At 69.8% G+C, this 26,349-nt stretch carries 23 protein-coding genes; 10 read left to right on the forward strand and 13 right to left on the reverse strand.

Features of this window, described 5'->3' with window-relative positions; translation table 11 throughout:
* Positions 1-80: 80 nt before the first annotated feature.
* The 7 genes from AQI94_RS03695 to AQI94_RS03725 form a co-directional block, all read right to left on the reverse strand.
* Positions 81-1,139: an aldose epimerase family protein gene (locus AQI94_RS03695; RefSeq protein ID WP_031056096.1), complete on the reverse strand. Its 1,059-nt coding sequence runs from the start codon at positions 1,137-1,139 to the stop codon at positions 81-83.
* 60 nt (positions 1,140-1,199) lie between these two features.
* Positions 1,200-2,444, reverse strand: coding sequence for a multiple monosaccharide ABC transporter permease (gene mmsB, locus AQI94_RS03700; RefSeq protein WP_031056092.1), 1,245 nt, complete (start codon positions 2,442-2,444; stop codon positions 1,200-1,202).
* Positions 2,441-3,991 (reverse strand): multiple monosaccharide ABC transporter ATP-binding protein, encoded by a 1,551-nt coding sequence (gene mmsA / locus AQI94_RS03705; RefSeq protein WP_031056089.1) that lies wholly within the window; start codon positions 3,989-3,991, stop codon positions 2,441-2,443. The genes mmsB and mmsA overlap by 4 nt, the downstream gene beginning before the upstream one ends.
* A gap of 48 nt (positions 3,992-4,039) precedes the next feature.
* On the reverse strand, positions 4,040-5,146 hold the full coding sequence (chvE, locus tag AQI94_RS03710) for a multiple monosaccharide ABC transporter substrate-binding protein (RefSeq protein WP_031056086.1): 1,107 nt from the start codon (positions 5,144-5,146) through the stop codon (positions 4,040-4,042).
* Between the two features lie 143 nt (positions 5,147-5,289).
* The gene (locus tag AQI94_RS03715; protein ID WP_031056084.1) at positions 5,290-6,261 is read right to left on the reverse strand and encodes a hypothetical protein; all 972 of its coding nucleotides are present in this window, start codon (positions 6,259-6,261) and stop codon (positions 5,290-5,292) included.
* A gap of 108 nt (positions 6,262-6,369) precedes the next feature.
* Positions 6,370-7,374, reverse strand: coding sequence for a zinc-dependent alcohol dehydrogenase (locus AQI94_RS03720; RefSeq protein WP_031056081.1), 1,005 nt, complete (start codon positions 7,372-7,374; stop codon positions 6,370-6,372).
* Complete coding sequence (locus AQI94_RS03725; protein ID WP_031056076.1) at positions 7,371-8,528, reverse strand: mandelate racemase/muconate lactonizing enzyme family protein; 1,158 nt, start codon at positions 8,526-8,528, stop codon at positions 7,371-7,373. Before AQI94_RS03725 ends, AQI94_RS03720 begins: the two co-directional genes overlap by 4 nt.
* A 487-nt stretch (positions 8,529-9,015) precedes the next feature.
* On the opposite strand from AQI94_RS03725, the gene AQI94_RS03730 reads away from it, so the two are divergent.
* The 6 genes from AQI94_RS03730 to AQI94_RS03755 all read left to right on the forward strand — a co-directional run bounded on the left by AQI94_RS03730 (position 9,016) and on the right by AQI94_RS03755 (position 16,053).
* Positions 9,016-10,032 (forward strand): LacI family DNA-binding transcriptional regulator, encoded by a 1,017-nt coding sequence (locus AQI94_RS03730; protein WP_051832758.1) that lies wholly within the window; start codon positions 9,016-9,018, stop codon positions 10,030-10,032.
* 145 nt (positions 10,033-10,177) lie between these two features.
* Entirely contained in the window at positions 10,178-11,182 is a 1,005-nt protein-coding gene (locus tag AQI94_RS03735) for an ABC transporter substrate-binding protein (protein ID WP_031056058.1), read from the forward strand.
* 86 nt (positions 11,183-11,268) lie between these two features.
* Positions 11,269-12,807, forward strand: a complete 1,539-nt coding sequence (locus AQI94_RS03740) for a sugar ABC transporter ATP-binding protein (RefSeq protein ID WP_031056054.1) — start codon at positions 11,269-11,271, stop codon at positions 12,805-12,807.
* Positions 12,804-13,901 (forward strand): ABC transporter permease, encoded by a 1,098-nt coding sequence (locus tag AQI94_RS03745; RefSeq protein ID WP_031056051.1) that lies wholly within the window; start codon positions 12,804-12,806, stop codon positions 13,899-13,901. The genes AQI94_RS03740 and AQI94_RS03745 overlap by 4 nt, the downstream gene beginning before the upstream one ends.
* Entirely contained in the window at positions 13,901-14,926 is a 1,026-nt protein-coding gene (gene yjfF, locus AQI94_RS03750; protein WP_031056047.1) for a galactofuranose ABC transporter, permease protein YjfF, read from the forward strand. The genes AQI94_RS03745 and yjfF overlap by 1 nt, the downstream gene beginning before the upstream one ends.
* A 185-nt stretch (positions 14,927-15,111) precedes the next feature.
* The gene (locus tag AQI94_RS03755; protein ID WP_031056044.1) at positions 15,112-16,053 is read left to right on the forward strand and encodes an SCO2400 family protein; all 942 of its coding nucleotides are present in this window, start codon (positions 15,112-15,114) and stop codon (positions 16,051-16,053) included.
* Between the two features lie 42 nt (positions 16,054-16,095).
* Here AQI94_RS03755 and AQI94_RS03760 read toward each other — a convergent pair whose 3' ends face one another.
* Complete coding sequence (locus tag AQI94_RS03760; RefSeq protein ID WP_031056041.1) at positions 16,096-16,530, reverse strand: MarR family winged helix-turn-helix transcriptional regulator; 435 nt, start codon at positions 16,528-16,530, stop codon at positions 16,096-16,098.
* A gap of 92 nt (positions 16,531-16,622) precedes the next feature.
* Here AQI94_RS03760 and AQI94_RS03765 point away from each other — a divergent pair, with 92 nt between their 5' ends.
* Positions 16,623-17,621: an NADP-dependent oxidoreductase gene (locus AQI94_RS03765; RefSeq protein ID WP_031056038.1), complete on the forward strand. Its 999-nt coding sequence runs from the start codon at positions 16,623-16,625 to the stop codon at positions 17,619-17,621.
* A 98-nt stretch (positions 17,622-17,719) separates the two neighbouring features.
* Complete coding sequence (locus AQI94_RS03770) at positions 17,720-18,142, forward strand: organic hydroperoxide resistance protein (RefSeq protein ID WP_031056035.1); 423 nt, start codon at positions 17,720-17,722, stop codon at positions 18,140-18,142.
* Positions 18,143-18,220: 78 nt separating this feature from the next.
* Here the strand turns inward: AQI94_RS03770 and AQI94_RS03775 are convergent, their stop codons facing one another.
* Together AQI94_RS03775 and AQI94_RS03780 are read right to left on the reverse strand one after the other, a co-directional pair.
* A complete protein-coding gene (locus AQI94_RS03775; RefSeq protein WP_031056033.1) occupies positions 18,221-19,372 on the reverse strand; it encodes an EstA family serine hydrolase in 1,152 nt (383 codons plus the stop codon).
* A 15-nt stretch (positions 19,373-19,387) separates the two neighbouring features.
* Positions 19,388-21,910 (reverse strand): M14 family zinc carboxypeptidase, encoded by a 2,523-nt coding sequence (locus tag AQI94_RS03780; protein ID WP_031056030.1) that lies wholly within the window; start codon positions 21,908-21,910, stop codon positions 19,388-19,390.
* A gap of 171 nt (positions 21,911-22,081) precedes the next feature.
* Here AQI94_RS03780 and AQI94_RS03785 point away from each other — a divergent pair, with 171 nt between their 5' ends.
* Positions 22,082-22,912: an EI24 domain-containing protein gene (locus AQI94_RS03785; protein WP_031056014.1), complete on the forward strand. Its 831-nt coding sequence runs from the start codon at positions 22,082-22,084 to the stop codon at positions 22,910-22,912.
* Between the two features lie 56 nt (positions 22,913-22,968).
* Here AQI94_RS03785 and AQI94_RS03790 read toward each other — a convergent pair whose 3' ends face one another.
* On the reverse strand, positions 22,969-24,210 hold the full coding sequence (locus AQI94_RS03790) for a C15 family peptidase (protein WP_031056011.1): 1,242 nt from the start codon (positions 24,208-24,210) through the stop codon (positions 22,969-22,971).
* Between the two features lie 75 nt (positions 24,211-24,285).
* A complete protein-coding gene (locus AQI94_RS03795) occupies positions 24,286-25,242 on the reverse strand; it encodes a LysR family transcriptional regulator (RefSeq protein WP_051832756.1) in 957 nt (318 codons plus the stop codon).
* 58 nt (positions 25,243-25,300) lie between these two features.
* Here AQI94_RS03795 and AQI94_RS03800 point away from each other — a divergent pair, with 58 nt between their 5' ends.
* Positions 25,301-25,690 (forward strand): RidA family protein, encoded by a 390-nt coding sequence (locus tag AQI94_RS03800; protein WP_031055997.1) that lies wholly within the window; start codon positions 25,301-25,303, stop codon positions 25,688-25,690.
* Positions 25,691-25,699: 9 nt separating this feature from the next.
* Here AQI94_RS03800 and AQI94_RS03805 read toward each other — a convergent pair whose 3' ends face one another.
* Positions 25,700-26,281, reverse strand: a complete 582-nt coding sequence (locus AQI94_RS03805; protein ID WP_031055996.1) for a TetR/AcrR family transcriptional regulator — start codon at positions 26,279-26,281, stop codon at positions 25,700-25,702.
* Between the last annotated feature and the right edge of the window lie 68 nt (positions 26,282-26,349).

Genomic DNA, 26,349 nt, shown 5'->3' on the forward strand with positions numbered 1-26,349 from the left:
TGCCTGCGTGGCGCTGTTCAACGGGTGTGAAAGAAGTGTGAGTTCGGGAACCCCGACCCCGAATTCGGCATCTGACCAGGTCAGGCGCCGAACGAGTGGATCGTCGTCGACCGGTGTGTCTGGCCCGGACGCAGCACCGTCGAGGGGAACGACGGGTGGTTCGGCGAGTCCGGGAAGTGCTGTGTCTCCAGGCACAGGGCGTCGCCCTGGCGGTAGGTGTGGCCGCCGGTGCCGGTGAGGGTGCCGTCGAGGAAGTTGCCCGAGTAGAACTGCAGACCCGGCTCGACGGTGGAGATCTTCAGGGTGCGGCCCGAGGACGGGTCGCGCAGGGTCGCCACGTGCTCGGGCTCGGCGGTGATGCCCTTGTCGAGGACCCAGTTGTGGTCGTAGCCCTTGGCGTGGACCTGCTGCTCGTGGCCGGCCCGGATGTCCCGGCCGACCCGCTTGCCCTCGCGGAAGTCGAAGGGGGTGCCCGCGACCTCCGCCAGCTCACCGGTGGGGATCAGACCCGGGTCGGTGGGCGTGTAGCGGGAGGCGGCGATGCGCAGCTCGTGGTCCTCGATGGTGCCGGTGCCCTCGCCGCCGAGGTTCCAGTACACGTGGTTGGTCAGGTTGACCACGGTGGCCTTGTCGGTGGTGGCCTGGTAGTCGATCCGCCAGTCGCCGTCCCGGGTGAGGGTGTACGTCACCTTCACCTTGAGGGTGCCCGGGTAGCCCATCTCGCCGTCGACGGACGTGCGGTACAGGTGCAGGCCGACGTCCGGGCCCTCGGTGAACGGCTCGACGTCCCACACCCGCTTGTCGAAGCCCTGGGTGCCGCCGTGCAGGCTGTTGACCCCGTCGTTGACGGAGAGCTGGTGGCTCTTGCCGTCCAGGGTGAACCGGCCCTCGGCGATGCGGTTGCCGTACCGCCCGATCAGCGCGCCGAAGTACGGGGTCCTGGCGACGTAGTCCTCGATGGTGTCGAAGCCCGCCGAGACGTTGGCGTGGTGGCCGTGCCGGTCCGGGATCTCCAGGGACTGCACGACGCCGCCCCAGGACAGGACCTTCATCCTCGTGCCGCCGTTGGCCAGCGACCAGATGTGGACCTCGGTGCCGTCGGCGAGGGTGCCGAAGACCTCGCCTGTGTTCTGTTCCATTTCCCGGCTCCTGTGCAGCAGACGGGCCCCGCCGGTGGTACCGGCGGGGCCCGAGACGACTTACGAACCGGACTTGCGCTTGTTCCACACGTCGAACCCGACCGCGGCCAGCAGGGCGAGGCCCTTGATGACCTGTTGCCAGTCGGTGCCGACGCTGAGGAGGTTCATGCCGTTGTTCAGCACACCGAGGACGAGACCACCGATGATCGCGCCGAGGACGGTTCCGACGCCGCCGCTCATGGACGCGCCACCGATGAACGACGAGGCGATCGCCTCGAGTTCGAAGTTCAGGCCCGCCTTCGGGGAGGCCGCGTTCAGACGGGCCGCGACCACCAGACCCGCCAGGGCCGCGAGCACGCCCATGTTCAGGAAGACGAGGAAGGTGACCTTCTTGTCCTTGACGCCGGACAGCTTCGCGGCCGGCAGGTTGCCGCCGATCGCGTAGATGTGCCGGCCGAAGACCGCGTTGCGCATGACGTAGCCGTAGCCGACGACCAGCACACCGAGGACGAGCAGGATGATGGGCGCGCCCTGGTAGCTGGCGAGCAGCATCGTGACCGCGAGGATCGCGGCGGCGATCGCGACGAGCTTGAGCAGGAAGGCGTTCCTGGGCAGCACGTCCAGCGCGAACTCCTGCTGGCGCTTGCGGTCGCGGACCTCCTGGTAGACCACGAAGGCCAGCAGCGCGAAGCCCAGCAGCAGGGTGAGGTTGTGGTAGTTGGTGTCCGGGCCGACCTCGGGCAGGAAGCCGTTGCCGAGCTTCTGCAGACCGTCCGGGAACGGGCCGAGGGTCTGGCCCTCCAGGAGGATCTCCGTCAGACCGCGGAAGAGCAGCATGCCCGCCAGGGTGACGATGAACGACGGTATGCCGAGATACGCGATCAGATAGCCCTGGACCGAGCCCGCGACCGCGCCCACCACCAGGGTCAGCACCAGCGCGACGGGCCAGGCCACGTCGTGCTGCACGGTCAGCACGGCCGCGAAGGCGCCCACGAACGCGGTCAGCGAGCCCACCGACAGGTCGATGTGCCCCGCGATGATCACCAGCATCATGCCGATCGCGAGGATCAGGATGTAGCTGTTCTGGAGCACCAGGTTGGAGACGTTGCGCGGCAGCAGCAGGTCCCCGTCGGTCCAGACCGCGAACAGCGCGACGATCAGGCCGAGCGCGATCAGCATGCCGTACTGCCGCATGTTGCGGCGCAGTCCGCCGACCATCAGCTGGAGCAGGCCCTCGTCGGAGGACGACCCCCCGCCCTTGCCGGGCGGCACCGCGGCCGGAACCTTCGTCACATCGGTGCTCATCGCGTTACCTCTTTGTCCTTCGTCATCTGGCGCATCAGCACTTCCTGCGTGGCCTCGGCCCGCGGAACCTCACCCGTGAGCCGTCCGGCGGCCATGGTGTAGATGCGGTCGCACATACCGAGCAGCTCCGGCAGCTCGGAGGAGATGAAGACGACCGCCTTGCCCTCGGCGGCCAGCTGGTCGATGACCGTGTAGATCTCGTACTTGGCGCCCACGTCGATGCCGCGCGTGGGCTCGTCCAGGATCAGCACCTCGGGACCCGCGAAGATCCACTTGCTGAGGACGACCTTCTGCTGGTTGCCGCCGGACAGCCTGCCGACCGTCTCGAAGACGGTCGGCGCCTTGATGTTCATCGACTTGCGGAAGCGCTCGGCGACCTTGCGCTCCTCGTGCTCGTCGACCACACCGCGCTTGGCGACCTTGTTCAGGGCGGTCAGCGAGATGTTGCGGTTGATGTTGTCGATGAGGTTGAGGCCGTAGTGCTTGCGGTCCTCGGTGACGTACGCGATGCCGTGCTCGACCGCCTCCGCGACGGACTTCGTACGGATCTCCTTGCCGTCCTTGAAGACCTGGCCGCCCGCGTGCCGGCCGTAGGTGCGCCCGAACACGCTCATCGCGAGCTCGGTGCGGCCCGCGCCCATCAGGCCCGCGATGCCGACGATCTCCCCGCGCCGCACATGGATCGACACGTCGTCGACCACCTTGCGCGTCTGGTCGATCGGGTGGTGCACGGTCCAGTTGCGGATCTCCAGCGCCGGAGCCGCGTCCGTCTCGCCCTCGTACGGCGTGCGGTCGGGGAAACGGTGGTCGAGGTCGCGGCCGACCATGCCCGAGATGATCCGGTCCTCGGTGGTCTCCGGGGCCTTCACGTCCAGGGTCTCGATCGACTTCCCGTCGCGGAGGATCGTCACCGAGTCGGCGACCCGGCGGATCTCGTTGAGCTTGTGGGAGATGATGATCGAGGTGATGCCCTGCTTCTTCAACTCCAGGATGAGATCCAGGAGTTTGCCGCTGTCCTCGTCGTTCAGAGCCGCGGTCGGCTCGTCGAGGATGAGCAGCTTCACCTTCTTCGAGAGCGCCTTGGCGATCTCCACCAGCTGCTGCTTGCCCACACCGATGTCGGTGATCCGGGTCTCGGGGTGGTCGCTCAGGCCCACCCGGCGCAGCAGCTCGGTGGCGTGCTTCAGCGTCTCGTTCCAGTTGATGAACCCGCCGGAGGCGTGTTCGTTGCCGAGGAAGATGTTCTCCGCGATCGACAGGAACGGCACCAGGGCCAGTTCCTGATGGATGATCACGATGCCGTGCTGCTCGCTCGCGCGGATGTCCTTGAAGGAGACGATCTCTCCCTCGAAGAGGATGTCGCCCTCGTACGTGCCGTGCGGATGGACGCCGGAGAGCACCTTCATCAAGGTGGACTTCCCGGCGCCGTTCTCACCGCAGATGGCATGGACCTCGCCCTGACGGACGGTCAGTGTGACGTCCGACAGCGCTTTGACGCCGGGAAAGGTCTTGACGATCGAGCGCATTTCCAGGACGGGTCCCGCCATGGTCGTGCCTTTCAATCAGGGGGATGGGCCGACAGGGAGGTGGCTCGACTAGTTGAGCTCGCTCGCCTTGTAGTAGCCCGTGTCGACCAGTTCCTTGGTGTAGTTGCTCTTGTCGACGCTCACCGGCTGGAGCAGGTAGGCGGGGACGACCTTGGAGCCGTTGTCGTACGTCTTGGTGTCGTTGACCTCGGGCTTCTTGCCGTTCAGGACGCTGTCCACCATGTTCGCGGCGACCTCGGCGAGCTTGCGGGTGTCCTTGTAGACGGTCTGCGTCTGCTGGCCCGCGATGATCGACTTCACCGAGGCGAGTTCGGCGTCCTGGCCGGTGATGACCGGCAGCGGCTTGCTGGCGGACCCGTAGCCGTCCGACTTCAGCGCGGCGAGGATGCCGATGGAGATGCCGTCGTACGGCGACAGGACCGCGTCGACCTTGCCGCTGCCGTACGTCGAGGTGAGGATGTCCTCCATGCGCTTCTGCGCGGTGGCACCGTCCCAGCGCAGCGTGGTGACCTGGGTGATCTTGGTCTGCTTGGACTTGACGACGAGCTTCTTGCTGTCGATGTACGGCTGGAGCACGCTCATCGCGCCGTTGAAGAAGTACTTGGTGTTGTTGTCGTCGTTGGAGCCGGCGAACAGCTCGATGTTGAAGGGGCCCTTGCCGCTCTTCAGACCCAGCTTGTCGACGATGTAGCTGGCCTGCAGCTCACCGACCTTGGTGTTGTCGAACGACGCGTAGTAGTCGACGTTCGGCGTGCCGAGGATCAGACGGTCGTAGGCGATGACCGGGATCTTGGCGTCCTTGGCCTGCTGGAGCACGTTGTTCAGCGACTTGTTGTCGATGGCTGCGACGATCAGGCCCTTGACGCCCTGGGTGATCAGGTTCTCGATCTGCGAGACCTGCTGGTCGGGGTCGTCCTCACCGTAGACCAGCTTGGTCTTGTAGCCCTTGGCCTTGAGGTTCTTGACGACGTTGTTGCCGTCGGCGATCCAGCGCTCGGAGGACTTGGTCGGCATCGCGATGCCGATGGTGCCTCCCTTGGCGCTGCCGGTGGACTCCTCGCTGCCGCCCTTGCTGTCCTGGCCGCAGGCCGAGAGGGTCAGGGCGAGGGAGGCGGCGCCGGCTATGGCGGTGAGTGCGGCTCGGCGAGTGCGCATGATCATCATCCTTGATGTCGGGACGGGTTCGGTCGGGCGGTGCGGGACGCTCTGGCAGTGAGGTGCGGGCTCTGACCGAGGAAGGGGCGTGTGGGATTGTGTGTGGCTGCGTCTGCTTTTGTGAAGGGACTCGGTCCGAAACGTTATGAGGGTGTTTCGAAACGCTTCAGCGCCCCGGGCAGTCGCGAACCGAGCGGCGCCATGTCGCCGTCCGCTCCGTGCCGTGCGAGCAGGTCCAGGGCGAGCCGTCCCCGCCGTACCCGTTCCCGGGCCGTGTTCAGGGTGAGGTCGCGCAGGTGGTGCCCGTACGGGTAGATCCCCGGGGCCTTGGAGAGGCCGAACTTCAGGTAGAGCGGTGCGCCGCGCCGGATCAGCTCGGCGACCTCGTACATCCGCACATAACCGCCGAGATCGTCGGGCGCCTCGATGTACATGTCCATCGGAGCGGCCGACACCCGCCGGATCTCGGTGAGGTGATCGAGCGTCAGATCGCTGGGCACGTTGAGGGAGTCGGCGCCCAGGTTCTCGTAGACCGCGAACGCGGCCGGGTTGACCGGACCCACGAGCGCGCTCAGCTTCAGGGTGGTGTCGGCCGGGATGATGCCCGCGGCGCGCGCCCGGTGCAGCGTCCACAGCACGCCCTCGTCGGCGACGAGCAGGCACTGGACACCCAACTCCGTTGCCCGGACGGCGTCTTCGACACAACCGGCGACCGCGTCGTGGCCGCGGGCTCTCAGGCCCCCGCCGCGCGAGTCGCTGCGGACGGAGCCGCCGATGTCCCAGGTGCCGCGCGGGCCGGTGAACAGGCAGAGCTCGATGTCGCGTTCGTTCGTCGCGTCGACCATCTCGGTGATCTCGGCGTCGGTCAGCATCCACACACCGCTGCCCTGGCTGATCCGGTGGATCGGCACATCGAGCCGTGAGGCTTCCTTCAGGACGACGGCCAGCGCTTCGGGGCCCTCGCACGAGGGGATCTCGGTGCGCCACTTGCCGCCGCCGGGGAAGGTGTGCGGGGATGCGTCGGAGGGGTCGAGGGCGGGCGCACCCAGGCCGAGCGCGTTGAGCGCCTGCTCTCCGGGCCGTCGGGCCGCCGTGGCGGAAGCGTCGGTCGTCACAAGGTGTCCTTCGGGTTCGGTATTTCGGACAAGGTTCGCGGCCTAAGTCGTGCGGGGCTTGGGGTACGCCGGTACGGAGTGGTCAGGTCCCCCCGTACCGGCGTACGTCTAGGGGCGGAGCAGTACCTTGCCCACCTTCGGATCACCGGACCCGACCAGCTCGATCGCCTCCGGGAACCGGTCGAGCGGCAGCTCGTGCGTGACCAGCGGCAGCGGGTCGAGCAACCCGGCCCCGAAGACCCGCACGGTGTGCGCCCAGGCGTCCGGCGGTGCCCCGAACACGGTGTGCACCTCCAGCTGCCGTACGACCAGGTCCGTCGGGTCCAGGCCCTCGGCGCCCGGCGCCGGGATGCCCGTCAGGACCAGTCGCCCGCCGCGCCGGAGCAGGGAGGCGGCGGTGGTCGCGGCGGACGCGGACCCGGCGGTCTCGATGACGACGTCGAAGTCGTCGGGGAGCTCCTGGGACCTGGTGCGGAAGTCCGTGGCACCGAAAGCTTTCGAAAGCTCCGCCCGGTCGGGGCGGGTCCCCACCACGAGCAGCTCGGCGGGGGAGTTCGCCTTCAGGAACTGAACGGCGAACATCCCGAGCGTCCCGGTCCCCACCACGGCCACCCGCTCGCCGGGCAGGGCGTTCGCCTTGATCGCGGCGGCCGCGATGCAGGCGGCCGGCTCCAGCAGGGCCGCGGCGGTCAGGTCCGCGTCGTCCGGCAGGGCATGGAGAAGGCGCGCGGGCAGCGTGAGCGTGCCGGCCATCGCGCCCGGCTGGGTGAACCCCGTCTCCTCGTACCCGGAGGTGCACAGCGTCGTCTCGCCCGCGTGGCAGCGGTCGCAGACCTGGCAGTTGCGGAAGCCCTCGCCGACGACCTTGCGGCCGACGAGCGTCGTGGGCACCCCGGCCCCGACCGCCTCCACCGTCCCGGACCACTCGTGGCCCGGCGTGAGCGGGTAACGGACGTACCCCTCGGGCCGGTTGCCCTGGTACACCTCGCGGTCGCTGCCGCAGATGCCGACGGCGTGCACGCGCACCAGCGCCTCGCCGGCCGCGGGCTCACGAGGGGCGTGCGCGTCGAGACGGTGCTCGCCGGGCCCCTCGATGACGACCTGCGTGCTCACTTGGTGCCCTTGGGCTTGCGCTGCTCCCAGCCCTCGGCCCACAGATCGAAACGAGCCTGCTGCTGCGGGAACTCGGCCGCCGCGTCCACGTCCAGCTCGACACCGAGACCCGGCGCGTCGGAGAGGTGGAAGTAGCCGTCCACGACCTCGGGCGCCCCCTTGACGACCTTCTTGATCTCCGCGTCCGCGAAGTCGTTGAAGTGCTCCAGGATCTTGAAGTTCGGGGACGTGAAGCCGACCTGCAGCGAGGCGGCGGTCAGCACCGGGCCGCCCACGTTGTGCGGGGCCACCAGCACGTAGTGCGTCTCGGCGGTCGCGGCCAGCTTGCGGGTCTCCCAGATGCCGCCGATGTGGCCGACGTCGGGCTGGATGATGTCCACGGCCTGGCTCTCGAAGAGCTCGCGGAACTCGATCCGGTCGTGGATGCGCTCACCGGTGGCGACCGGGATGTCGACCTTGGCGGCGACCTTCTCCAGCGCCTTCAGGTTCTCCGGCGGGCAGGGCTCCTCCAGCCACGCGGGCTTGAAGGGCGCGAGGTCCTTCGCGAGCCGCACGGCGGTGGCGGGGGAGAAGCGGCCGTGCATCTCCAGCATCAGCTCGGCGTCCGGGCCGATGGCGTCGCGGACGGCCTCGATGAGCGAGACGGCGTACAGGCTCTGCTCGTGGTCCAGCTCGAAGTGGCCGGTGCCGAAGGGGTCGATCTTCAGCGCCTTGTACCCGCGCTCCATGACCCCCTGAGCGGCCTTGTGGTACGCCTCGGGTGTGCGCTCGGTGGTGTACCAGCCGTTGGCGTACGCCTTGACCTTGTCGGTGACCTTGCCGCCGAGCAGCTGCCAGACGGGGACGCCGAGGGCCTTGCCCTTGATGTCCCAGCAGGCCATCTCGATGACGGCGATACCGGACATGACGATCTCGCCGGCCCGGCCGTAGTCGCCGTACTTCATCCTCTTGACGAGGTCCTCGACAGCGAACGGGTCGGAACCGAGAATGTGGTTGGTCTCGGCCTCCCGCAGATAGCCGAGCAGGGCGTCGGTGTGGCCCAGCATGCGGGTCTCGCCGACGCCGGTGAGCCCCTCGTCGGTGTGCACCTGGACGTAGGTCAGGTTCCGCCACGGCGTCCCGACTACGTGCGTGCTGATTCCCGTGATGCGCACGGTGCTCCCTAGGTCCTCTGTGGATTGTTCGAGATTTCGTCACGTGTTCGAAATGCTGTCGCGACATTAAGGATGACCGGGTCGGGGTGTCAATGGTCCGGACGAAGAACCCTGACGGTGTCTTGGACGGCCATCATCCGTTCCCACATCGCCGGGCGACACCCCTGTCACCCTTTGTCCGTCGCGTTATCCAACCGTGACGGCCCCCTTTGTGCAGCCCTCTTGACCCCCGTTGATTGTTAGCGCTCACAATGACGTCCGCATTCGCCGGTCGTCACCAGGCGACATCCTGAGGAGGTGTGAGCGTCCTGTCGGCAATGCCCCAACTTGGCTTTCCGTTTTGCGCCTTGTGGCTCTCCCGACGCCGGTCGTGAAGCCGATGGCGAAGCAACAACGCTCCAAACCGAGGGACGTGTCCGCAGACGATCGCCAAGGAGGTGCAGCCGTGGGCCACTTGCAGACGAACTCGACACACCGGCCGCCCACCATGGCCGACGTGGCCCGCCTGGCCGGGGTGTCCCACCAGACCGTGTCCCGGGTGCTGGGGGACCACCCCAACGTGCGGGACGAGACCCGGATCCGGGTGCAGCGCGCGATCGAGGAGATGGGCTACCGCCGCAACTCCTCCGCCCGTGCCCTGGTCACCCGGCGAACCCGCACCCTCGGGGTCGTCGCCTCCGACACCACGCTCTACGGGCCCGCCAGCACGCTGTTCGCGCTGGAGGAGGCGGCGCGCGCCGAAGGGTACGTGGTCTCGACGGTCGGTCTGCGCAGGCTGACGGTGGAGACGGTGGCCGAGGCGCTGGACCACCTCAGTGAGGGCGGGGTGGAGGGAGTGATCGCCCTCGCCCCGCAGCGCTCCGCCGTCGAGGCCCTCACCGAACTCCGCCGGCCCTTTCCGGTGGTGGCCGTGGGGACCGGCTCCGGTGTGGAGATCCCCAGCGTCAACGTGGACCAGCACGCGGGCGCCCGGCTGGCCACCGGCCATCTGCTGGCCTCCGGCCACCGCACGGTCTGGCATCTCGCCGGACCCGAGGACTGGCAGGAGGCCGCGGACCGGGCCGACGGCTGGCGGGCGACCCTCGAAGAGGCGGGTGTCGCACCGCCGTTGCCGCTGGGGGGTGACTGGAGCCCGCTGTCGGGCTACCGTGCGGGCCAGGAACTGGCCGGCTGGGTGGGCCGCGGTCTCACCGCCGTCTTCGTCGCCAACGACCAGATGGCACTGGGGGTGTTGCGGGCGCTGCGGGAGGCGGGGGTGCGCACCCCCGAGGACGTAGCGGTGGTCGGCTTCGACGACATCCCGGAGTCGGAGTTCTTCGCTCCGCCGCTCACCACCGTCCGGCAGGACTTCGCGACGGTGGGCAAGCGGAGCATCGGCCTCCTCCTCGACCTCATCGAGGGCCGCACCCCCGACGAGTCGTCCCGGATCGCCGTCGAGCCCCAACTCGTGGTCCGCGCCAGCACCTTCCCGTACCTCCCGCAACCAGGCACCGCTCCCGGCTGACCCGGCGCCGACGGCGCCGACCGATCGACTTTCATCCCTGCATGGCCGATATTTCGAACGATGATCGACAGGCTGGACGCAGTGCGGCCGGTCCCATCGAGCACCAGTGGTCCGGCCCCGGACCGGCTCTTCAAAGGAGAAGAACATGCTCAGCAGAAGGAACTTCCTCACCGCGGCGGTCGGCGTGGCGGCCGCGACGGGCCTGGCGGCCTGCGCCAAGGAGGACGACGGCTCCTCCGGCTCCGGCTCCGGCGGCAGCAAGGCGCTCGTCCTCGGCTTCTCCCAGGTCGGCTCGGAGAGCGGCTGGCGCAGCGCCAACACCGACTCCGTGAAGGCCGCGGCCAAGGAGGCGGGCTACACGCTCAAGTTCTCCGACGCGCAGCAGAAGCAGGAGAACCAGATCTCCGCGATCCGCAGCTACATCACCCAGGGTGTGGACGTCATCGCCTTCTCGCCGGTGGTCGTCACCGGCTGGGACGCGGTGCTCAAGGAGGCCAAGGCCAAGAAGATCCCGGTGGTCCTCACCGACCGCTCCGTCGAGACCTCCGACGAGTCCCTGTACGTCACCCTGGTCGGCTCCGACTTCACTGAGGAGGGCCGCCGCGCCGGCAAGATCCTCGAAAAGGTCATCGCGAAGGCCGGCCTCAAGGGCCAGGTGAAGATCGCCCAGCTGGAGGGCACCACCGGTGCCGCCCCCGCCATCGAGCGCGCCAAGGGCTTCAAGGAGGTCATGGACGCCGACCACGCGGACGACTGGAAGATCGTCGTCAGCCAGACCGGTGACTTCACCCGGGCCGGCGGCAAGCAGGTCATGGCCGCCTTCCTCCAGTCCAACCCGGACGTCAACGTCCTCTTCGCGCACAACGACGACATGGCCATCGGCGCCATCCAGTCCATCGAGGCGGCCGGCAAGAAGCCCGGCAAGGACATCCTGATCGTCTCGATCGACGGCGTGAAGGACGGCTTCGTGGCCATGTCCGAGGGCAAGATCAACGCCATCGTCGAGTGCAACCCGCTGCTCGGCCCCCAGCTGATGGAGGTCGTCCAGAAGGTCAAGGACGGCAAGCCGGTCGAGCGCTGGATCAAGACCAAGGAGGGCGACTTCATGCAGGACCAGGCCGCCGCCGCCCTCCCCACCCGCAAGTACTGACCGACCGCGTTCATCAGCGGGGAGCTCCCTCAGACGGGGCTCCCCGCGGGCCTGAACCAGATCCGAGATCCAAGAGGAGCGCTGCCATGGCAGAGCCGCGGCCCGTCCTGGAAATGACGGGCATAGTCAAGGAGTTTCCGGGGGTACGGGCTCTGTCGGGTGTCGACTTCCGGCTCTTCCCCGGTGAGATCCACGCCCTGATGGGCGAGAACGGCGCCGGTAAGTCCACCCTGATCAAGGTGCTGACCGGCGTCTACTCGCTGGACGGCGGAACCGTCACCCTCGACGGGAAGTCCGTGCGCATCGCCAGCCCGCTCCAGGCGCAGCAGGCCGGCATCAGCACCGTCTACCAGGAGGTGAACCTCTGCCCCAACCTCTCGGTGGCGGAGAACATCTTCATCGGCCGTGAACCGACCCGCTTCGGCCGCATCCAGTGGAAGCAGATGCGCAAGGAGGCCGCCGAGCTGGTCGACCGCCTCGGCCTCGACATCGACGTCACCGCGCCGCTGTCCTCGTACCCGCTGGCCGTGCAGCAACTGGTCGCGATCGTACGGTCGGTGGGCACCGGCGACAGCGACGGCGCCGGAGCGGGCACCAAGGTGCTGGTCCTCGACGAGCCGACCTCCAGCCTCGACCGCGACGAGGTCCTCGAACTGTTCCGTCTGATGCGGCAGTTGAGGGACGAGGGCGTGGCGATCCTGTTCGTCTCGCACTTCCTCGACCAGATCTACGAGATCTGCGACCGCATGACCGTCCTGCGCAACGGCGCCCTCGTCGGCGAGCACATGGTCAGCGACCTGGACCAGGTCGGCCTGATCCAGCTCATGATCGGCAAGGCCATGGACCAGCTGGAGGGGCTCCACGAGCACCAGTTGCACGCCGAGGTCGGCGAGCCGCTGGTGCGGGCGGACGGTCTCGGCAGGAAGGGCGGCATCGACCCCTTCGACCTGGAGGTCAACAAGGGCGAGGTCGTCGGCCTCGCCGGTCTCCTCGGCTCCGGCCGCACCGAACTCGCCCGGCTGCTCTTCGGCGCCGACCAGCCCGACAGCGGCAAGGTCACCATCGACGGCAAACAGGTCTCGATGAGCGCCCCGAACGACGCCATCGGCGCGGGCGTCGCCTTCTGCTCGGAGAACCGCAAGACCGAGGGCCTGGTCCCCGACCTCACGGTACGGGAGAACATCATCCTCGCCCTCCAGGCGGCCCGCGGCTGGACCCGGCCCATCCCGGCCGCGCAGCGCGACGAACTCGTCGCCAAGTACATCAAGGCCCTCGACATCCGCCCCGCCAACCCGGAGGCCCGGGTGGGCCAGTTGAGCGGCGGCAACCAGCAGAAGGTCCTCCTGGCCCGCTGGTTGATCACCCAGCCGAAGCTGCTGATCCTCGACGAGCCGACGCGCGGCATCGACGTCGGCGCGAAGGCGGAGATCCAGAAGCTCGTCGTCTCGCTCTCCGAGGAAGGCATGTCCGTGCTGTACATCGCGGCCGAGTTGGAGGAGGTGCTCCGGCTCAGCCACACCATCGGCGTGCTGCGCGACCGCAAGCTGGTCGCCCGGATCGCCAACGGGCCCGAGATCACGCCCACCCGGATCCTGGAGACCATCGCGAGCGGAGAGCACCAGTGACCACCACTCCCCGATGGCGAGCGCTGACGCAGCACCACCTGTTCTGGCCGGTGGCCGTGCTGGTCCTCCTGCTGCTGATCAACGTTCCCTTCACCCCCGACTTCTTCGCGATCAAGATGACGGACGGCCACCTCTACGGCAGCCTCGTCTCGATCGTGCTGTTCGGCTCGCCGCTGATCCTGGTGGCGGTCGGCATGACCCTGGTCATCGCGACCGGCGGCATCGACCTCTCCGTCGGCGCGGTCGTCGCCATCACCGGCGCCCTGACCTGCTCGTACATCAGCGACCAGTCGGACCAGGGCGCCCTCGCCGGAGTCTTTCTGGCGATGGGCATCGGCCTGGTGGCGGCGGTGGTCTGCGGCCTGTGGAACGGCTTCCTGGTCGCCCGGATGGGCATCCAGCCCATCATCGCCACGCTGATCATCATGGTCGCGGGCCGCGGTGTGGCCCAGCTGATCACCGACGGCCAGATCATCACCATCAACAGCGAGCCGTACAAGCTGATCGGCGGCGGCTACTGGCTGACCCTGCCCTTCTCCATCTTCGTGGTCGCGGCGGTCGTCGCCGTCACGGTCGCCCTCACCCGCAGGACCGCCCTCGGCCTCCTCGTCGAGGCGGTCGGCGGCAACGCCGAGGCCAGCCGTCTGGTCGGCATCCGCTCCCGCCGTATCAAGATCATGGTGTACGTGTTCTGCGCGCTGTGCGCCGGCATCGCGGGCCTGATGATCAGCTCCAACACCTCGGCGGCGGACGGCAACAACGCGGGACTGTGGATCGAGCTGGACGCGATCCTGGCCGTCGTCATCGGCGGTACGTCGCTTCTCGGCGGCCGGTTCTCGATCGGCGGCACGGTGGTGGGCGCCCTGGTCATCCAGACCCTGACCACCACGATCTACACCATCGGCGTACCGACCCAGACCAACCTGGTCTTCAAGGCCGCCGTCGTCATCGTCGTCTGCCTGCTGCAGTCCCCGAAGTTCCGCGCGAAGGTCTTCGGCGCCAGGTTCGGCGCGAAGGGCGGCGGCAAGCCGTCCGCCACCCCGACGGACACCACCCCTTCGACCGCGACGGCCCCCAAGATGGAGGTGTCGTGATGAGCACGGCCACCCAGACCCCCACGGCCACCGACAGCGGTCGTACGCCGTCCAGGGCCACGCGGCTGCTCGGCGACCGGCGCCTGCCCGTCCTGGTGACCGCCACGCTGTTCCTCGTGATGTACGCGGCGGGCCTGAGCCGCTACGCGAACTACGGTTTCGGTGAACCGCAGGTCTTCCTCAACCTGTTCATCGACAACGGCTACCTGCTGGTCGCCGCCGTGGGCGCCACCTTCGTGATCCTCTCCGGCGGCATCGACCTGTCGGTGGGCTCGGTGATCGGCTTCACGACCATGCTCACCGCGTGGCTGGTGGAGAAGCAGGGCCTGCCCGTCCTGGTCGTCATCCCCATCGCGCTCGGTGTGGGTGCCTTCGGCGGCTTCCTGATGGGCTATGTGATCCACAACTTCGAGATCCAGCCCTTCATCGTGACCCTCGCGGGACTCTTCCTCTTCCGGGGCCTGTGCCTGGTCATCAGCAAGGAGTCGATCTCCATCGGCGACTCCACGGTGAGCAGCATGGCGCAGGCGCAGGCGTCCCTGGGGGTGGGCTTCCTGTCGGTCGGCGCCATCGTCTCGCTCGTCGTCCTCGCCGTGGCCTTCTACGTCCTGCACTACACGCGCTTCGGACGGCGGGTGTACGCCATCGGCGGCAACGAGCAGTCGGCCCTGCTGATGGGCCTGCCGCAGGGCGGCACCAAGATCGCCGTGTACACGGTGAGCGGCTTCTGCTCGGCGCTGGCCGGACTGCTCTTCACCCTGTACATCCAGTCCGGTGACCCGCTGCACGCCACCGGCATGGAACTCGACGCGATCGCCGCGGTCGTGATCGGCGGCACGCTGCTGACGGGCGGCTCCGGCTACGTCCTGGGCACCCTCTTCGGCGTCCTCGTCCTGGGCCTGATCAAGAGCATCATCCAGTTCGAGGGCACGCTGAGCTCCTGGTGGACGAAGATCGCCACCGGTGTGCTGCTGTGCGCGTTCATCCTGATCCAGCGCGCCATGACGACCCGCAAGAAGACCTGACCCGCACCGGAGCGGTCGCTCCCACGTGTCCCGCGGGAGCGACCGCTCCGGTGCGTCGGGAGGGAGATGGTGCGGAATGGTGCACCTTGACCTCAACTGCGCTGACGTGAATCGCCAGTTCCGCACCGAACCTTCACGAGAATCCCTAGGTCCGCCCGCCGAGCGGAACTTATTCTTCCCGCGTCATGGACTACTGCCACCCGTGCCGACGGCACCTCAACGGCGCCCTCGCATGCCCGGGGTGCGGCACCTTCGCCGAGCAACTGGACGCGTACGCGGCCCAGTCGTACGTCCCCGCGCAGGCTCAGTACCAGCCACAGCAGGCGCCGCCGACGCCGGTGCCGGTCGGCACGGGCGGGTACGCCGGGGGCGTTCCCGAGGCGTATGCCATGTACTCCGGCGGGGGTGTCCCGTACGACGGCCACGAGGTCGTCCCGTACACGGGCGTACCCGAACAGCGCGGAGCGGCGGAGGCCGAGGTCGCGGGGAGCGGTGACTCGGTGCAGGGGCAGGACGACGTCCACGGTTACGACGACCCCGCGGGCTCCGGCGACTCCGCGGGCTCCGGAGACGGGGGAGACGGCGACGACGGCCGGGGCGGTGGCGGCGACGGCCGTGACGACCACGACGATGACGATCCGGACGACTTCGACGACCCCACGGCGGGCGCGAGCCGACGTGACCGCAAGGCCGCGGCCCACCGTCGCCGCCGTCGCAGAACCCTCCTGATAGCCGCCGGCTTCGTCCTCGCGGCGGGCGGCCTCAGTCTCGCGGAACTCGGCATGGACGCGCCAGGCAGCTCCCCCAAGCCGGCCGCGGCCGGCGACGACGCGACCGAGGACGGCGCCGCAACGACACCGAGCGCATCGGCGAAGCCGGTGCCGGACCCGAGCGGAACCGTTCCGTCGACCTCCGCCGACCCCTCCAGGTCCCCGTCCCCTTCCGCGTCGAAGACCGAGGACGCGGACAAGGGCAAGGTCACCAGGACTCCCCAGTCGGCCACGACGCCGACCCCGGCGACCCCGACCGGCGCGAGCACCCCCACGACCGCACCGACCTCGGCATCCCCGACCCCGGAGCCCTCTCCGTCAAGAACCTGCACGCAGTTCCTGTGGTGGTGCAGCTGAGGCGTTCGCTCCGGTGAGGCGGGCGGCCCTCGTGGCGGAGCGCTACGCGTCCCGCATCCGCCGCAGCAGGTCCCGCAGTGACTCCCGCTCCCCCTGGGACAGCCCCGCCAGCGGCTCTCGCGCGAACCGCAGGCCCTCCCGCAGCTCCCGGGCCACCTGCAGCCCCGCCTCCGTCGCCGCCGCCACCTTGACCCGCCGGTCCGCGGGGTCGGGGCGCCGCTCCACCAGCGCGCGGGCCTCCAGCCGGTCCACTATCCCGGTGACGTTCGACGGCTCGCACTTCAGTTTCTGGGCCAGTTTGCGCATGGGCAGCGGCTCAAGGGACAGCAGACTCAACAGCCGTGCCTGCGCCCCGGTGAGGGCGTGCTCCGCGGCCGCGTCCTCGTAGTCCGAGTAGAAGCGCGCCACCACGTCCCCGATGAGCTCCACCACTTCCATGGTCAGCGCGTCGGGCCGGGTCTTCTGAGGAGTGGGCATGCGCTCCAGGGTACCCCTTTACTTGACAACCTGAAATATTCAGGAGCATGGTTGTTTAAGGCACTGAAGTAAATGGAAAGGTCGCAGGCATCATGATCAACCGCGAATGGCACCTCGTCTCCCGCCCGGTCGGCTGGCCCAAGCCCGAGGACTTCGCCCTGGTCGAAGCCGAGGTCCCGACCCCCGCCGCGGGCCAGGTACTGGTCCGCAACACCTACGTCTCCGTCGACCCGTACATGCGCGGCCGGATGAGCGCCGCGAAGTCGTACGCCGCGCCCTTCGAGCTCGGCAAGGTCATGCAGGGCGGCGCGGTCGGCGAGGTCATCGCCTCCGAGGCCGAGGGCATCTCCGTCGGCGACCACGTCCTGCACTTCTTCGGCTGGCGCGAGTACGCGGTGATGGACGCGAAGCACGCCGTCAAGGTGGACGCCGACGCGGCCCCGCTGTCGACATACCTCGGCGTCCTCGGCATGACCGGACTCACCGCCTACGCCGGCCTCCTGCGCACCGCCTCCTTCAAGGAGGGCGACTCGGTCTTCGTCTCCGGCGCCGCGGGTGCCGTCGGCAGCCAGGTCGGCCAGATCGCCAAGCTCAAGGGCGCCTCCCGGGTCATCGGCTCGGCCGGCTCCGACGAGAAGGTCAAGCTGCTCGTCGAGGAGTACGGCTTCGACGCGGCCTTCAACTACAAGAACGGCAAGGTCAGCGACCAGCTGCGGGAGGCCGCCCCGGACGGTGTCGACGTCTACTTCGACAACGTCGGCGGTGACCACCTGGAGGCCGCCATCGGCTCCCTCAACCAGGGCGGCCGGATCGCGGTCTGCGGCATGATCTCGGTCTACAACAACACCGAGGCCGCCCCCGGCCCGCGCAACCTCGCCCGTCTGATCCAGACCCGCGGCCGGATCGAGGGCTTCCTGGTCGGCGACCACTACGACCTCCAGCCGGAGTTCGTCGCCGAGGTCGGCCCGTGGGTGGCGTCCGGGCAGCTGAAGTACCGCGAGACGGTCGTCGAGGGCATCGAGAACAACCTGGAGGCGTTCCTCGGGGTCCTGCGCGGCGACAACACCGGAAAGATGATCGTCAAGCTCTGACGTCTTCCAAGGGGTTTCCGTCATGCGGTAACTTCTTTCCGAATCCCGCCGTCGATCGTGGGCGCGAGTCGCGGTGGACCGAGGAGGAAGACACCCGCATGCCGGAAATCCAGCAGTCCGACGTCCTGTACACCGCCGTCGCCACCGCCGAGAACGGTCGCGACGGCCGGGTCGCCACCGACGACGGCAGGCTCGACGTGGTCGTCAACCCGCCCAAGGAGATGGGCGGCAACGGTCAGGGCACCAACCCGGAACAGCTCTTCGCCGCCGGGTACAGCGCCTGCTTCCAGGGCGCTCTCGGTGTCGTCGCCCGCCAGGAGCAGGCCGACATCTCCGGCTCGACGGTCACCGCGAAGGTGGGCATAGGAAAGAACGCCGACGGCTTCGGCCTGATCGTCGAGATCTCGGCGACGATCCCGAACGCCGACCCGCAGACCGCCCGGGCCCTCCTTGAGAAGGCCCACCAGGTCTGCCCGTACTCGAAGGCGACCCGCGGGAACATCTCCGTGACGCTCGCCTGACGGAGCTCGTTGGTCGTACCGGGCGGAGGCGGCATCCCTGGACGTGGGGTGCCGCCTCCGCTCCTGTGTTCGTACGGCTCACACGGCCAGAGCCGCCCGGTGCACCGCCCTCACGAACCGCTCGTTCTCCGGCGCCGCCCCTCCCGGGAACGCCATCCGGCGGCGCGTGTAGCCGTAGGCGAGGCCGCTGCGCGGGTCGGCGAAGGCCTGGGAGCCGCCCGCGCCGCTGTGGCCGAAGGAACCGGCGCCCAGGAACGGATGCCACATGTCGGCCGTGGCCTGGAAGCCCAGACCGTAGGACTTGTGGGCGCGGGCCACCAGGTCGTAGCCGACCGACTGGATCTGGCCCACGTCCGCGATCGTGTCCGGCTTCAGCAGGGGCGGCCGGTCGGCCGCTTCACTGATCGCCGCCGCGTACATCCCGGCCAGGCCCCGCGCGGCCGCCACCCCACCCGCGGAGGCCGGCCCTTTCGCGCGCACGGCACGGGAGTTGGCGTAACCCACCAGGTCACCCGGGTCCGGCACCTGCTGGTTGAAGGCGATCGCGGCCAGCGTGTGCGGACCCGTCGGCGTCGCGTCCAGCAGGGCCTGCTGCGTGGCCGTCGGCATCATCGGCTGCACCGAGCGGTAACGGGGTTCCAGGGCCTCGGGGAGCCCCAGATAGAAGTCCAGCCCGTACGGCGCCCGGATCCGCTCCTCGTACACCTCCTGAAGCGTCCGGCCCGTCGCCCGCCGTACGATCTCGCCGGTGAGCGCGCCGATCACGAGCGCGTGGTAGCCGAAGGCCGTGCCGGGGCGCCAGAACGGCTTCTGGTCCGCGAGCCGTTCCGCCACCGCCCGGTCGTCCGACAGCTCCTGTGCGGTGAACCCGGCATCCAGCCCGACCACTCCGGCCCGGTGCGCCAGCAGGTCCCGCAGGGTCAGCTGCCCCTTGCCCTCGGCGGCGAACTCCGGCCAGTAGTAGGTCACTTTGCGGTCCAGTTCCAGCGTGCCCTCCTGGACGAGGAGCGCCACCACCAGATGCGCGGCCCCCTTGGTCGACGAGAACACGCCGTAGAGGGAGTCCGGTCCGCCACCCTCGCCGGCCCACAGGTCGACGACCCGTCTGCCGTGCACGTACGCACTCAACTGCCCCTCGTAGTCGGGCCGTTCGCCCGCCACGAAAGCGGCGAACTCCTCGCGCACCGCCTCGAAGCCGTCCGCGACGGTGCCGTGGATCTCCTGCGTCATCCGCTCTCCTCAACTTCAGCCGCTGCTCGCTGACATGGTGAACAATGCCCGCCCGACCTGGGTGAACTCCCCCTTCGGGTGATCCCGGAAGAGCGGCTCGGTGCCGAACAGGACGGCTCGCGGGCCACTGACGACCGCGGCCTGTCCGGCCGCGGCGGCGGGACCGCCCGCACCGTCCGGCAGGGGCCGCCAGTGCCCGGCGACCAGCGGGTTCCGAGCGGCGTACGACTGCTCGACCCGCACCCCGGGCCCGAGGTCGGTGAACCACACCGGTGCGTAGACGAACCCGTGATCCGGGGCCCCGGCCGTCACCGGACCCGAGTTCACCACGCGCACCACGCCGTTGGCGTCCCCGTTGCCCGCCACCGGCTTCACGGCCAGCAGCCCCGAGTCCGCGCTCAGTTGGGCCCCGGTGAGCCCGCGCCCGACGAGTCCGTGCCCGGCGGCCAGGAAGGAGTCCAGGGCCGCACGGGCCCTGCTGGTGAGGGCGTCGCGGTCCAGCCCCGCCGACACGAACAGCACGTCCACCGACGACCAGTCGAAGCCGGCGTTCAGGACGGCCGTCGAGACGGGGGTGACCTCGAAGCCCATCTCCCGCAGCGCGAACAGCTCGCCGGGGGTGACGGCGGCGGCCACGCGGGTGCGGCGCAGTGCGGCCGTGCCTTTGAGTCCCGTCGCTTCGAGGACCACGTCGTGGGTGCGAGCGGCCTCGGTGGCCAGGGCCCGTGCCGAGGCGGGCACGATCGCACTGCCGTCAGGAGCCCGGCGTACCGAAACCCCTTGCCGCAGCAGTGAGTTGAGAGCGGCGATCTCCTGCGGATCGGTCAGCCGCAGCCGCAGGTCGCCGCGCGGGGCGACGTGACCGACCCGCGCCGCGGCCCGGACGGGCGTCAGGGGCGCGCCGGCCAGGCTCCCGGAGGTCACGGGTGTGACCCGGGCGCCCCACAGCCGTCCCAGGCTCCAGCCCGAGATGTCGTACATCACCGAGACCTTGTCGCTGATGTCCCGGCCGTCCGCGAGCAGCGCGTTCGCCAGGCCCCGCTTCGGCTGGCGCATGTCGACGACGTACGAGCCCTTCGGGTACGTCCGTCCGCCGAGCCGGAGGTCACGGCTCGCGCGCGTGACCCGCACGTCGTTGGCGAGGAGATGGCCGACGAGACGGGCGGTGGCCGTCGAGCCCGGCGCCATCACGTACGCGCGGGGGAAGTCGGTGGTGTACACGTCCTCGGGACCGATGCCCGGCACCCCGGGGACGGTCTCCTCCGACACCGGCACCTGAGCGGCCCCCGCGGCCCCGCGCCGGAAGACCTCGATCTGGTCGGCGATCAGCGCTGTTCGCTTCTCCCGCACGAAGTCGAGCGTCGCCGTGACGGCCGCCCCCGCGACGGCCGTGTTGACCGTGGACCGGCGTCGCAGCTCCGCGACGGGCAGGCTGTCGTAGAGGGAGTTGTTGACGGCCAGCGGGATCTCGACCGTGTGCGCGGCGACCGCGCCGTGGAAGGCCGCGTACTGCGGGGTGAAGATCGGCGGCCAGTCGTCCCAGCCCTCCTCCTGGTCCCGGAAGGGGATCTGCGCGGGCTCGACACCGTCCTTCGCGGGCGTGTAGCCGAGGCCGTCGACGGCGGCCTCCATGCCGAGCGCGTTGGCGTAGGTGTTCTTGAGGAAGAGGTCGTACTCGTAGTTCTCGCCGTGCGGGGGAGTGGTGGGCTCGATGAGCGTGCCGTTGACGTAACCGTGCAGGTCGAGCATGACGGCCGGCTGCTTGTCGATCTCGATCTGCCGCATCGCCCGCGTCTCGGGCTGCGAGGCGGTCACGAAGTCCCGGTTCAGGTCGAAGCCGTTGGCGTTCGCCCGGGTTCCGGCGATCCGGCCGTCGGGGTTGGCGGTGACGTTGAAATACAGCCGGGAGTGGGCGAGCAGGTCCTTCGTGCGCGCGTCCTGAGCCGTCGCCAGCCGCTCGATGATCTCCAGGGAGGCGTCCGTGCCCTCCCACTCGTTGCCGTGGATGTTGCTGTTGAAGAAGACCGGCGTCTTGTAACCCGTCTTGATCTCGCGGGACTTGGCGGCGGTCGCGGGCGCGTTCTCGATGAGCTCGCGCATCCGCTCCTGGGCCCGGGTCCGGGCGGTGGTCTCCGGGGCGGTGACGGTGACGAGATAGAGCCGGTGCCCGCCCGCCGAACGCCCGGCGACCTCGACGCTCACCCGGTCGCCCAGCCGCTGCAGGGCGTTCAGCCTGGTCGCGATCGCGTGGTACGGGACGAGCCCCAGCTTGAGGGACCGGTCGGCCGGGTTCGCGGGGTCGGGGGTGAGGACCTGCTCACGGGGATAGCCGCGGGTGGTGTCGGTGAAGCTCGTGGCCGGGGCGGTGAGCGACCGCCGGGCGGCGCTCTCCGGGGCCCGGGCCGGACCCTGGTCCCGGGCGCTCTCGCGGGTGGGGGGCTCGGGGTCCGCGGTCGCGCTGTTCGGGGCGAGCAGCAGTGCGCTGGTGAGGGCGATGAGCAGGACGGGTCGCGCAGGAACGGTTCTCGTGGTGGGCACGCGTACCTCCTCCGGGCTTCCTGAGATCGGTACGGCGAGATGTACCTGTTCGACTCAACCGCAACAAGAGGGAGTTCGTGGCGCGGATGCCCCGGATGGCGCAACTCGGGTGTCCGGACCGGGGACGCGGCCCTGTCCGCGGCCCGAGGGGCACCCGATAGGGTGCGGGACATGCGTGATCTCGGGGCGGGCTTCCACTATCTCCTGAAGGGCCAGCGGTGGGTGGCCCGGCACGGCAAGCAGTACGGCTTCGGACTGATCCCGGGCCTGATCACCCTGGTGCTGTACGGGGCGGCGCTGGCGGCCCTGGCGAACTGGGGCGGAGACGCGGTGTCCTGGGCGACACCCTTCTCCGACGACTGGTCGAGCCCGTGGCGGGGACTGTTCCGGGGCTTCCTCACCGTGGTCCTGTTCGCGTTGGCGCTCCTCCTCGCGGTGGTGACCTTCACGGCGGTCACCCTCCTCATCGGCCAGCCCTTCTACGAGAACCTCTCCGAGAAGGTCGACCGGGACGTCTCCCCGGACGGCACGGCCCCCGAGTCCGGTCTGCCGCTCTGGCGCGAGCTGTGGATCTCGGCGAGGGACAGCCTGCGCATCGTGATCCGGGCCGCCCTGTGGGCGGTCCTGCTCTTCGCCCTGGGCTTCGTCCCCCTCGTCGGCCAGACCGTGATCCCCGTGATCGGCTTCTTCGTGACCGGTTTCTTCCTCACGGAGGAGCTCACCGCGGTGGCCCTCCAGCGGCGGGGCGTCGACCTCCGGACCCGCCTGAGGCTCCTCCGTGCCCGCAAAACCCTCATCTGGGGCTTCGGCACCCCGCTCGGCCTGTCCTTCCTGGTCCCCTTCGTCGCGGTGTTCCTGATGCCGGGCGCGGTGGCGGGGGCGACGCTGATGGCCCGGGAACTGCTCGGGGAGGAGACATGGGACGGGGACGACGAGTCCGATGACACCGATGACGCCGACGAAGCCGACGAGCGGACCGTGTCCGGTGGGCTCGGGGGCTGAGACGACGGACGGCGGGGGCGGGACACCCGAGTCGGCCCCCACCCGCCCCGAATGCCCTACGACCCCGCCGCCACCGCCACGATCGCCCGCACCTGCGCGATGATGTCCAGCCGGTTGCGCACGAACCCCGGATCGGTCACCGCCCCCGTCGCCGGATCCGTGTTGCCCGCCCCGAACTCCAGCACAGGTGTGTGCACATGGCCGCCCGGCAGTACGTCGTGCAGCCCCAGCCGGTCCCGCAGCAGCGTGGCCCGGTACGCGATCTCGTTGGACAGGTAGTCCCCGCCGCCGCCCGCCCTCGCGGTGGACCCCGGGGTCGGCCCGTCCGGGCGGACGACGGGCTGCGTCCCGCCCGCGGGGATCTCGGTCACGCTCGTGTGGTCGTAGACGGGAAAGCGCCCGGTGTCCGCGTCCACGATCGCCTTGTACGGCAGCGTCGTGGTCGTCCACTGCGGCTGCGAGCCCGGATCGGTCACCGGGACCGTGCCCGTCACCCCGATGTTGTCGTTGTCCGCGAACCCGCCCCGCCAGGCGCCGTTGGTCCGCTCGACGTCGAAGCGCCCCACCCGTCCCTGGCTCACGGTGGTGAAGAGATCCACCCGCTTCAGATACGGCCGCAGCGCCCGCTCCACGGTCCGGTCCGTGAAGTCCTGCCAGCGGACCGGGAACACGACGGTCTCCACCCGCGCCGGCCCGTCCGCCGTCTCGATCACCGTCCCGTCGAGCGCGAGCGCACTCGCCCCGGACGGATTCGAGATCCGTATGTCCCGGTCCAGCGTGAACGGATCGAACCCGGTGACGAGCACCCGCTTCAGCCGCTCGCCGGCCGGATACCGCACCGCGGCCTGCCCCCGCGAGGTCCGCTCCAACTCGTCCAGCAGGGCAGCGCGTTGCCCGTCCGACAGCCCGAACGACGGCTCCCAGGTCCGCACTTCACGCGTCAACGCCAACCGCGCCCAGTACAGGGGCCGGTCGTCGTCCCGGCTCAGATCCCCACCGGCCGGCCCCCGCCCCTGCGCCCGGTCCACGGCCCGCTTCCACAGCGCGGACCCCTGCCGTGCGACGGCCTTGCGCGCCTGCGGGTAGGAACGCGCCGACCCTAGCGCCCGGTGCAGGCGCGGCGGCACGGTGTCGAATCCGGACCGTTCGAGGATCTCCCGCGGCACGGCATGGTCGAGCCGTCGCTCCTCCACCGTGGGCGAGGGCGCGGTCGCGGCCGCCGCCGGGCCGGCGGGGGCCACCGGCCCCGCCAGCAGGGCCAGTCCGAGGATGCCGATCCGAACACGTAGGGATGTCAAGGGAGTTCAGGTCCTTCCGTCGCTGTGGGGCGCGAGTGGTGCCGGACGACGGCAGTATCGCGTGCGGGAAGTGGTCTACGCCATGGGGGGCGAAGGGCGCGGAATCCGTCCCGCCGCCTCCCGCAGCGCCCCCACGAACGCCGCCACGGCCGGCGAGGCCGACCGCCCCCGGGGCGTCGCCGCGTACACCGCCCGCGCCGGAGCCCCCTCGTCGAGCACCGGCAGCAGCACGACGTCCGGCCGCACGGACTGCGCGGCGAGCGCCGGGACCAGCGTCACCCCGAGCCCGGCGGCGACGTATCCCTGCTTGGCGGTCCACTCGCCGACGACATGCGCGATCCGCGGCCGGAAGCCCTGCCGCAGGGCCGCGTCGAGAAGCGTCCCCTCGGGTCGTGGGCTCCCGGCGATCCAGTCGGCGTCCGCGAGCCGCCCGAGCCGCACCGGCCCGCCGCCCTCACCGACCAGCGGATGCCCGGCCGGGACGGCGACGTACAGCGACTCGTCGAGCAGATGGCTGAGTTCGTACGCCGACAGCGGCGCCCCGCCGGTCGTGGAGACGACCGCGAGATCCAGCCGCCCGCCGGTGAGCCGGTCCAGCAACGACGGCGTGAGCCCCTCCTCGCGGGAGACCCGCACGCCCGGACTGCGGGCACGGAAGGCGCCGAGGGCGTGCGGGACCAGGGCCGCGTCCGCCGTGGGGAACGCCCCGAACCGCAGCCGCCCGCCCGCCGGTTCACGCAGCGCCGCCAGCTCGCGCACAGCCCCGTGCAGTGCCCCGGTCACGGTCTCCGCGTACGGCACCAGCACCCGCCCCGCCTCCGTCAGCCGGACCCCCCTCGGCAGCCGGTCGAACAGCTGCGACCCGCCCAACGCCCCCTCCAGCGAGGCGATCTGCCGGGACACGGCCGACTGCGTCCAGCCCAGGGTGCGCGCGGCCACGGTGAACGACTCGTGCCGGGCGACCTCCAGGAACACCCGCAGCCAGACGGTGGCGAGATCGGGCGGCAGATCCGTGCGATGCGGGCTCGGCATGGCAGCCATGCTGGACATTCGCTGGTCGCATCGCAAGGGCGGATCTAGCGTCGAGGACATGCAGATCACCCTGGACAACCCCGCCGGCGCGCCGCAGCCCCTGAGCCCCTACTACTCCCAGGTCGCCCGCGTCGAACAGGCCGACGGCGGGGCCCTGTTGTTCGTCTCCGGCCAGATCGCCGAGGGTGCCACGCTCGCCGAGCAGTCCCGGGGCGTCTTCGAGACCCTCACCGCGCTGCTGGCGGCGCACGGCGCGAGCCTGGCCGACGTCATCAACATCCGCACCTGCCTCACGGACATCTCCGAACTGGAGCAGTACGGCGCCGTACGGCGGGAGTTCCTCACCGGCACCCCGCCCACCAGCATGACCTTCGAGGTGTCCCGGCTCTTCCGGCCCGAGGCGCGGATCGAGATCGAAGTCGTGGCGGCGGTGCCGGCAGGCAGGTGAGGCAGCCCCTCACTCCACCGTCTCGCCCAGCAGCCGCAGGAAGTCCCGGAACGCGCCCGGCATGTCGACCGACTCCGGATCCAGCAGCCACTGGTACTGCAGGCCGTCCATGACCGCGACCAGCAGCGGCGCGGTGCGTTCCGGGCTCAGTCCGTTCGGGAGGCGGTCGCCGTACTCCGCGCGCAGGGCCGTCGCCATCGACGCGCGCACCCGGCTGTAGCGGTCGGTGAAGTACTCCCGTGCCGGATGCCCCTCCGTCACGCTCTCGCCCAGCAGCGCCGAGAAGGTCTGGATGATGGCGGGCCGCATCGCGTTGTACTCGACGAGCGAGGCGAGCAGGTCGACGCGCCAGCTGCCGTTCGGCACCGCGTCCCACTTGTCCCGCTCCTCCAGCACCGCGACCAGCAGGGCGTCCTTCGTCGGGAAGTGGTGCAGCAGCCCCTGCTGGGTCAGCCCGACCCGCTCGGCCACCGCGGCGAGGCTCGCGCCCCGGTAGCCGCGCTCGGCGATGACCTCCAGGGCCGCCCGGACGATCTCGGCCCGGCGTTCCCCGCTTCTGGTCCTGGCGCTCATGGCGTCACCGTACGACATGCCACCCTCGTGAATGTAACGGCAAGATCACGAAACCTACCGCTCGCCAGGTAATCGGTGCACGATGA

It is taken from the genome of Streptomyces pseudovenezuelae (genome assembly GCF_001513955.1).
Taxonomy (GTDB): Bacteria; Actinomycetota; Actinomycetes; order Streptomycetales; family Streptomycetaceae; genus Streptomyces; species Streptomyces pseudovenezuelae.

Bases quoted from the DNA above. Each gene is read 5' to 3' on its own strand.
- AQI94_RS03775 (WP_031056033.1), bottom strand. From the start codon at position 19,372: ATGACGCAGGAGATCCACGGCACCGTCGCGGACGGCTTCGAGGCGGTG.
- AQI94_RS03755 (WP_031056044.1), top strand. From the start codon at position 15,112: ATGGACTACTGCCACCCGTGCCGACGGCACCTCAACGGCGCCCTCGCA.
- yjfF (WP_031056047.1), top strand. From the start codon at position 13,901: ATGAGCACGGCCACCCAGACCCCCACGGCCACCGACAGCGGTCGTACG.
- AQI94_RS03785 (WP_031056014.1), top strand. From the start codon at position 22,082: ATGCGTGATCTCGGGGCGGGCTTCCACTATCTCCTGAAGGGCCAGCGG.
- mmsA (WP_031056089.1), bottom strand. From the start codon at position 3,991: ATGGCGGGACCCGTCCTGGAAATGCGCTCGATCGTCAAGACCTTTCCC.
- AQI94_RS03805 (WP_031055996.1), bottom strand. From the start codon at position 26,281: ATGTCGTACGGTGACGCCATGAGCGCCAGGACCAGAAGCGGGGAACGC.
- AQI94_RS03740 (WP_031056054.1), top strand. From the start codon at position 11,269: ATGGCAGAGCCGCGGCCCGTCCTGGAAATGACGGGCATAGTCAAGGAG.
- AQI94_RS03730 (WP_051832758.1), top strand. From the start codon at position 9,016: ATGGCCGACGTGGCCCGCCTGGCCGGGGTGTCCCACCAGACCGTGTCC.
- AQI94_RS03760 (WP_031056041.1), bottom strand. From the start codon at position 16,530: ATGCCCACTCCTCAGAAGACCCGGCCCGACGCGCTGACCATGGAAGTG.
- AQI94_RS03735 (WP_031056058.1), top strand. From the start codon at position 10,178: ATGCTCAGCAGAAGGAACTTCCTCACCGCGGCGGTCGGCGTGGCGGCC.
- AQI94_RS03695 (WP_031056096.1), bottom strand. From the start codon at position 1,139: ATGGAACAGAACACAGGCGAGGTCTTCGGCACCCTCGCCGACGGCACC.
- AQI94_RS03795 (WP_051832756.1), bottom strand. From the start codon at position 25,242: ATGCCGAGCCCGCATCGCACGGATCTGCCGCCCGATCTCGCCACCGTC.
- AQI94_RS03770 (WP_031056035.1), top strand. From the start codon at position 17,720: ATGCCGGAAATCCAGCAGTCCGACGTCCTGTACACCGCCGTCGCCACC.
- AQI94_RS03800 (WP_031055997.1), top strand. From the start codon at position 25,301: ATGCAGATCACCCTGGACAACCCCGCCGGCGCGCCGCAGCCCCTGAGC.
- chvE (WP_031056086.1), bottom strand. From the start codon at position 5,146: ATGCGCACTCGCCGAGCCGCACTCACCGCCATAGCCGGCGCCGCCTCC.
- mmsB (WP_031056092.1), bottom strand. From the start codon at position 2,444: ATGAGCACCGATGTGACGAAGGTTCCGGCCGCGGTGCCGCCCGGCAAG.
- AQI94_RS03765 (WP_031056038.1), top strand. From the start codon at position 16,623: ATGATCAACCGCGAATGGCACCTCGTCTCCCGCCCGGTCGGCTGGCCC.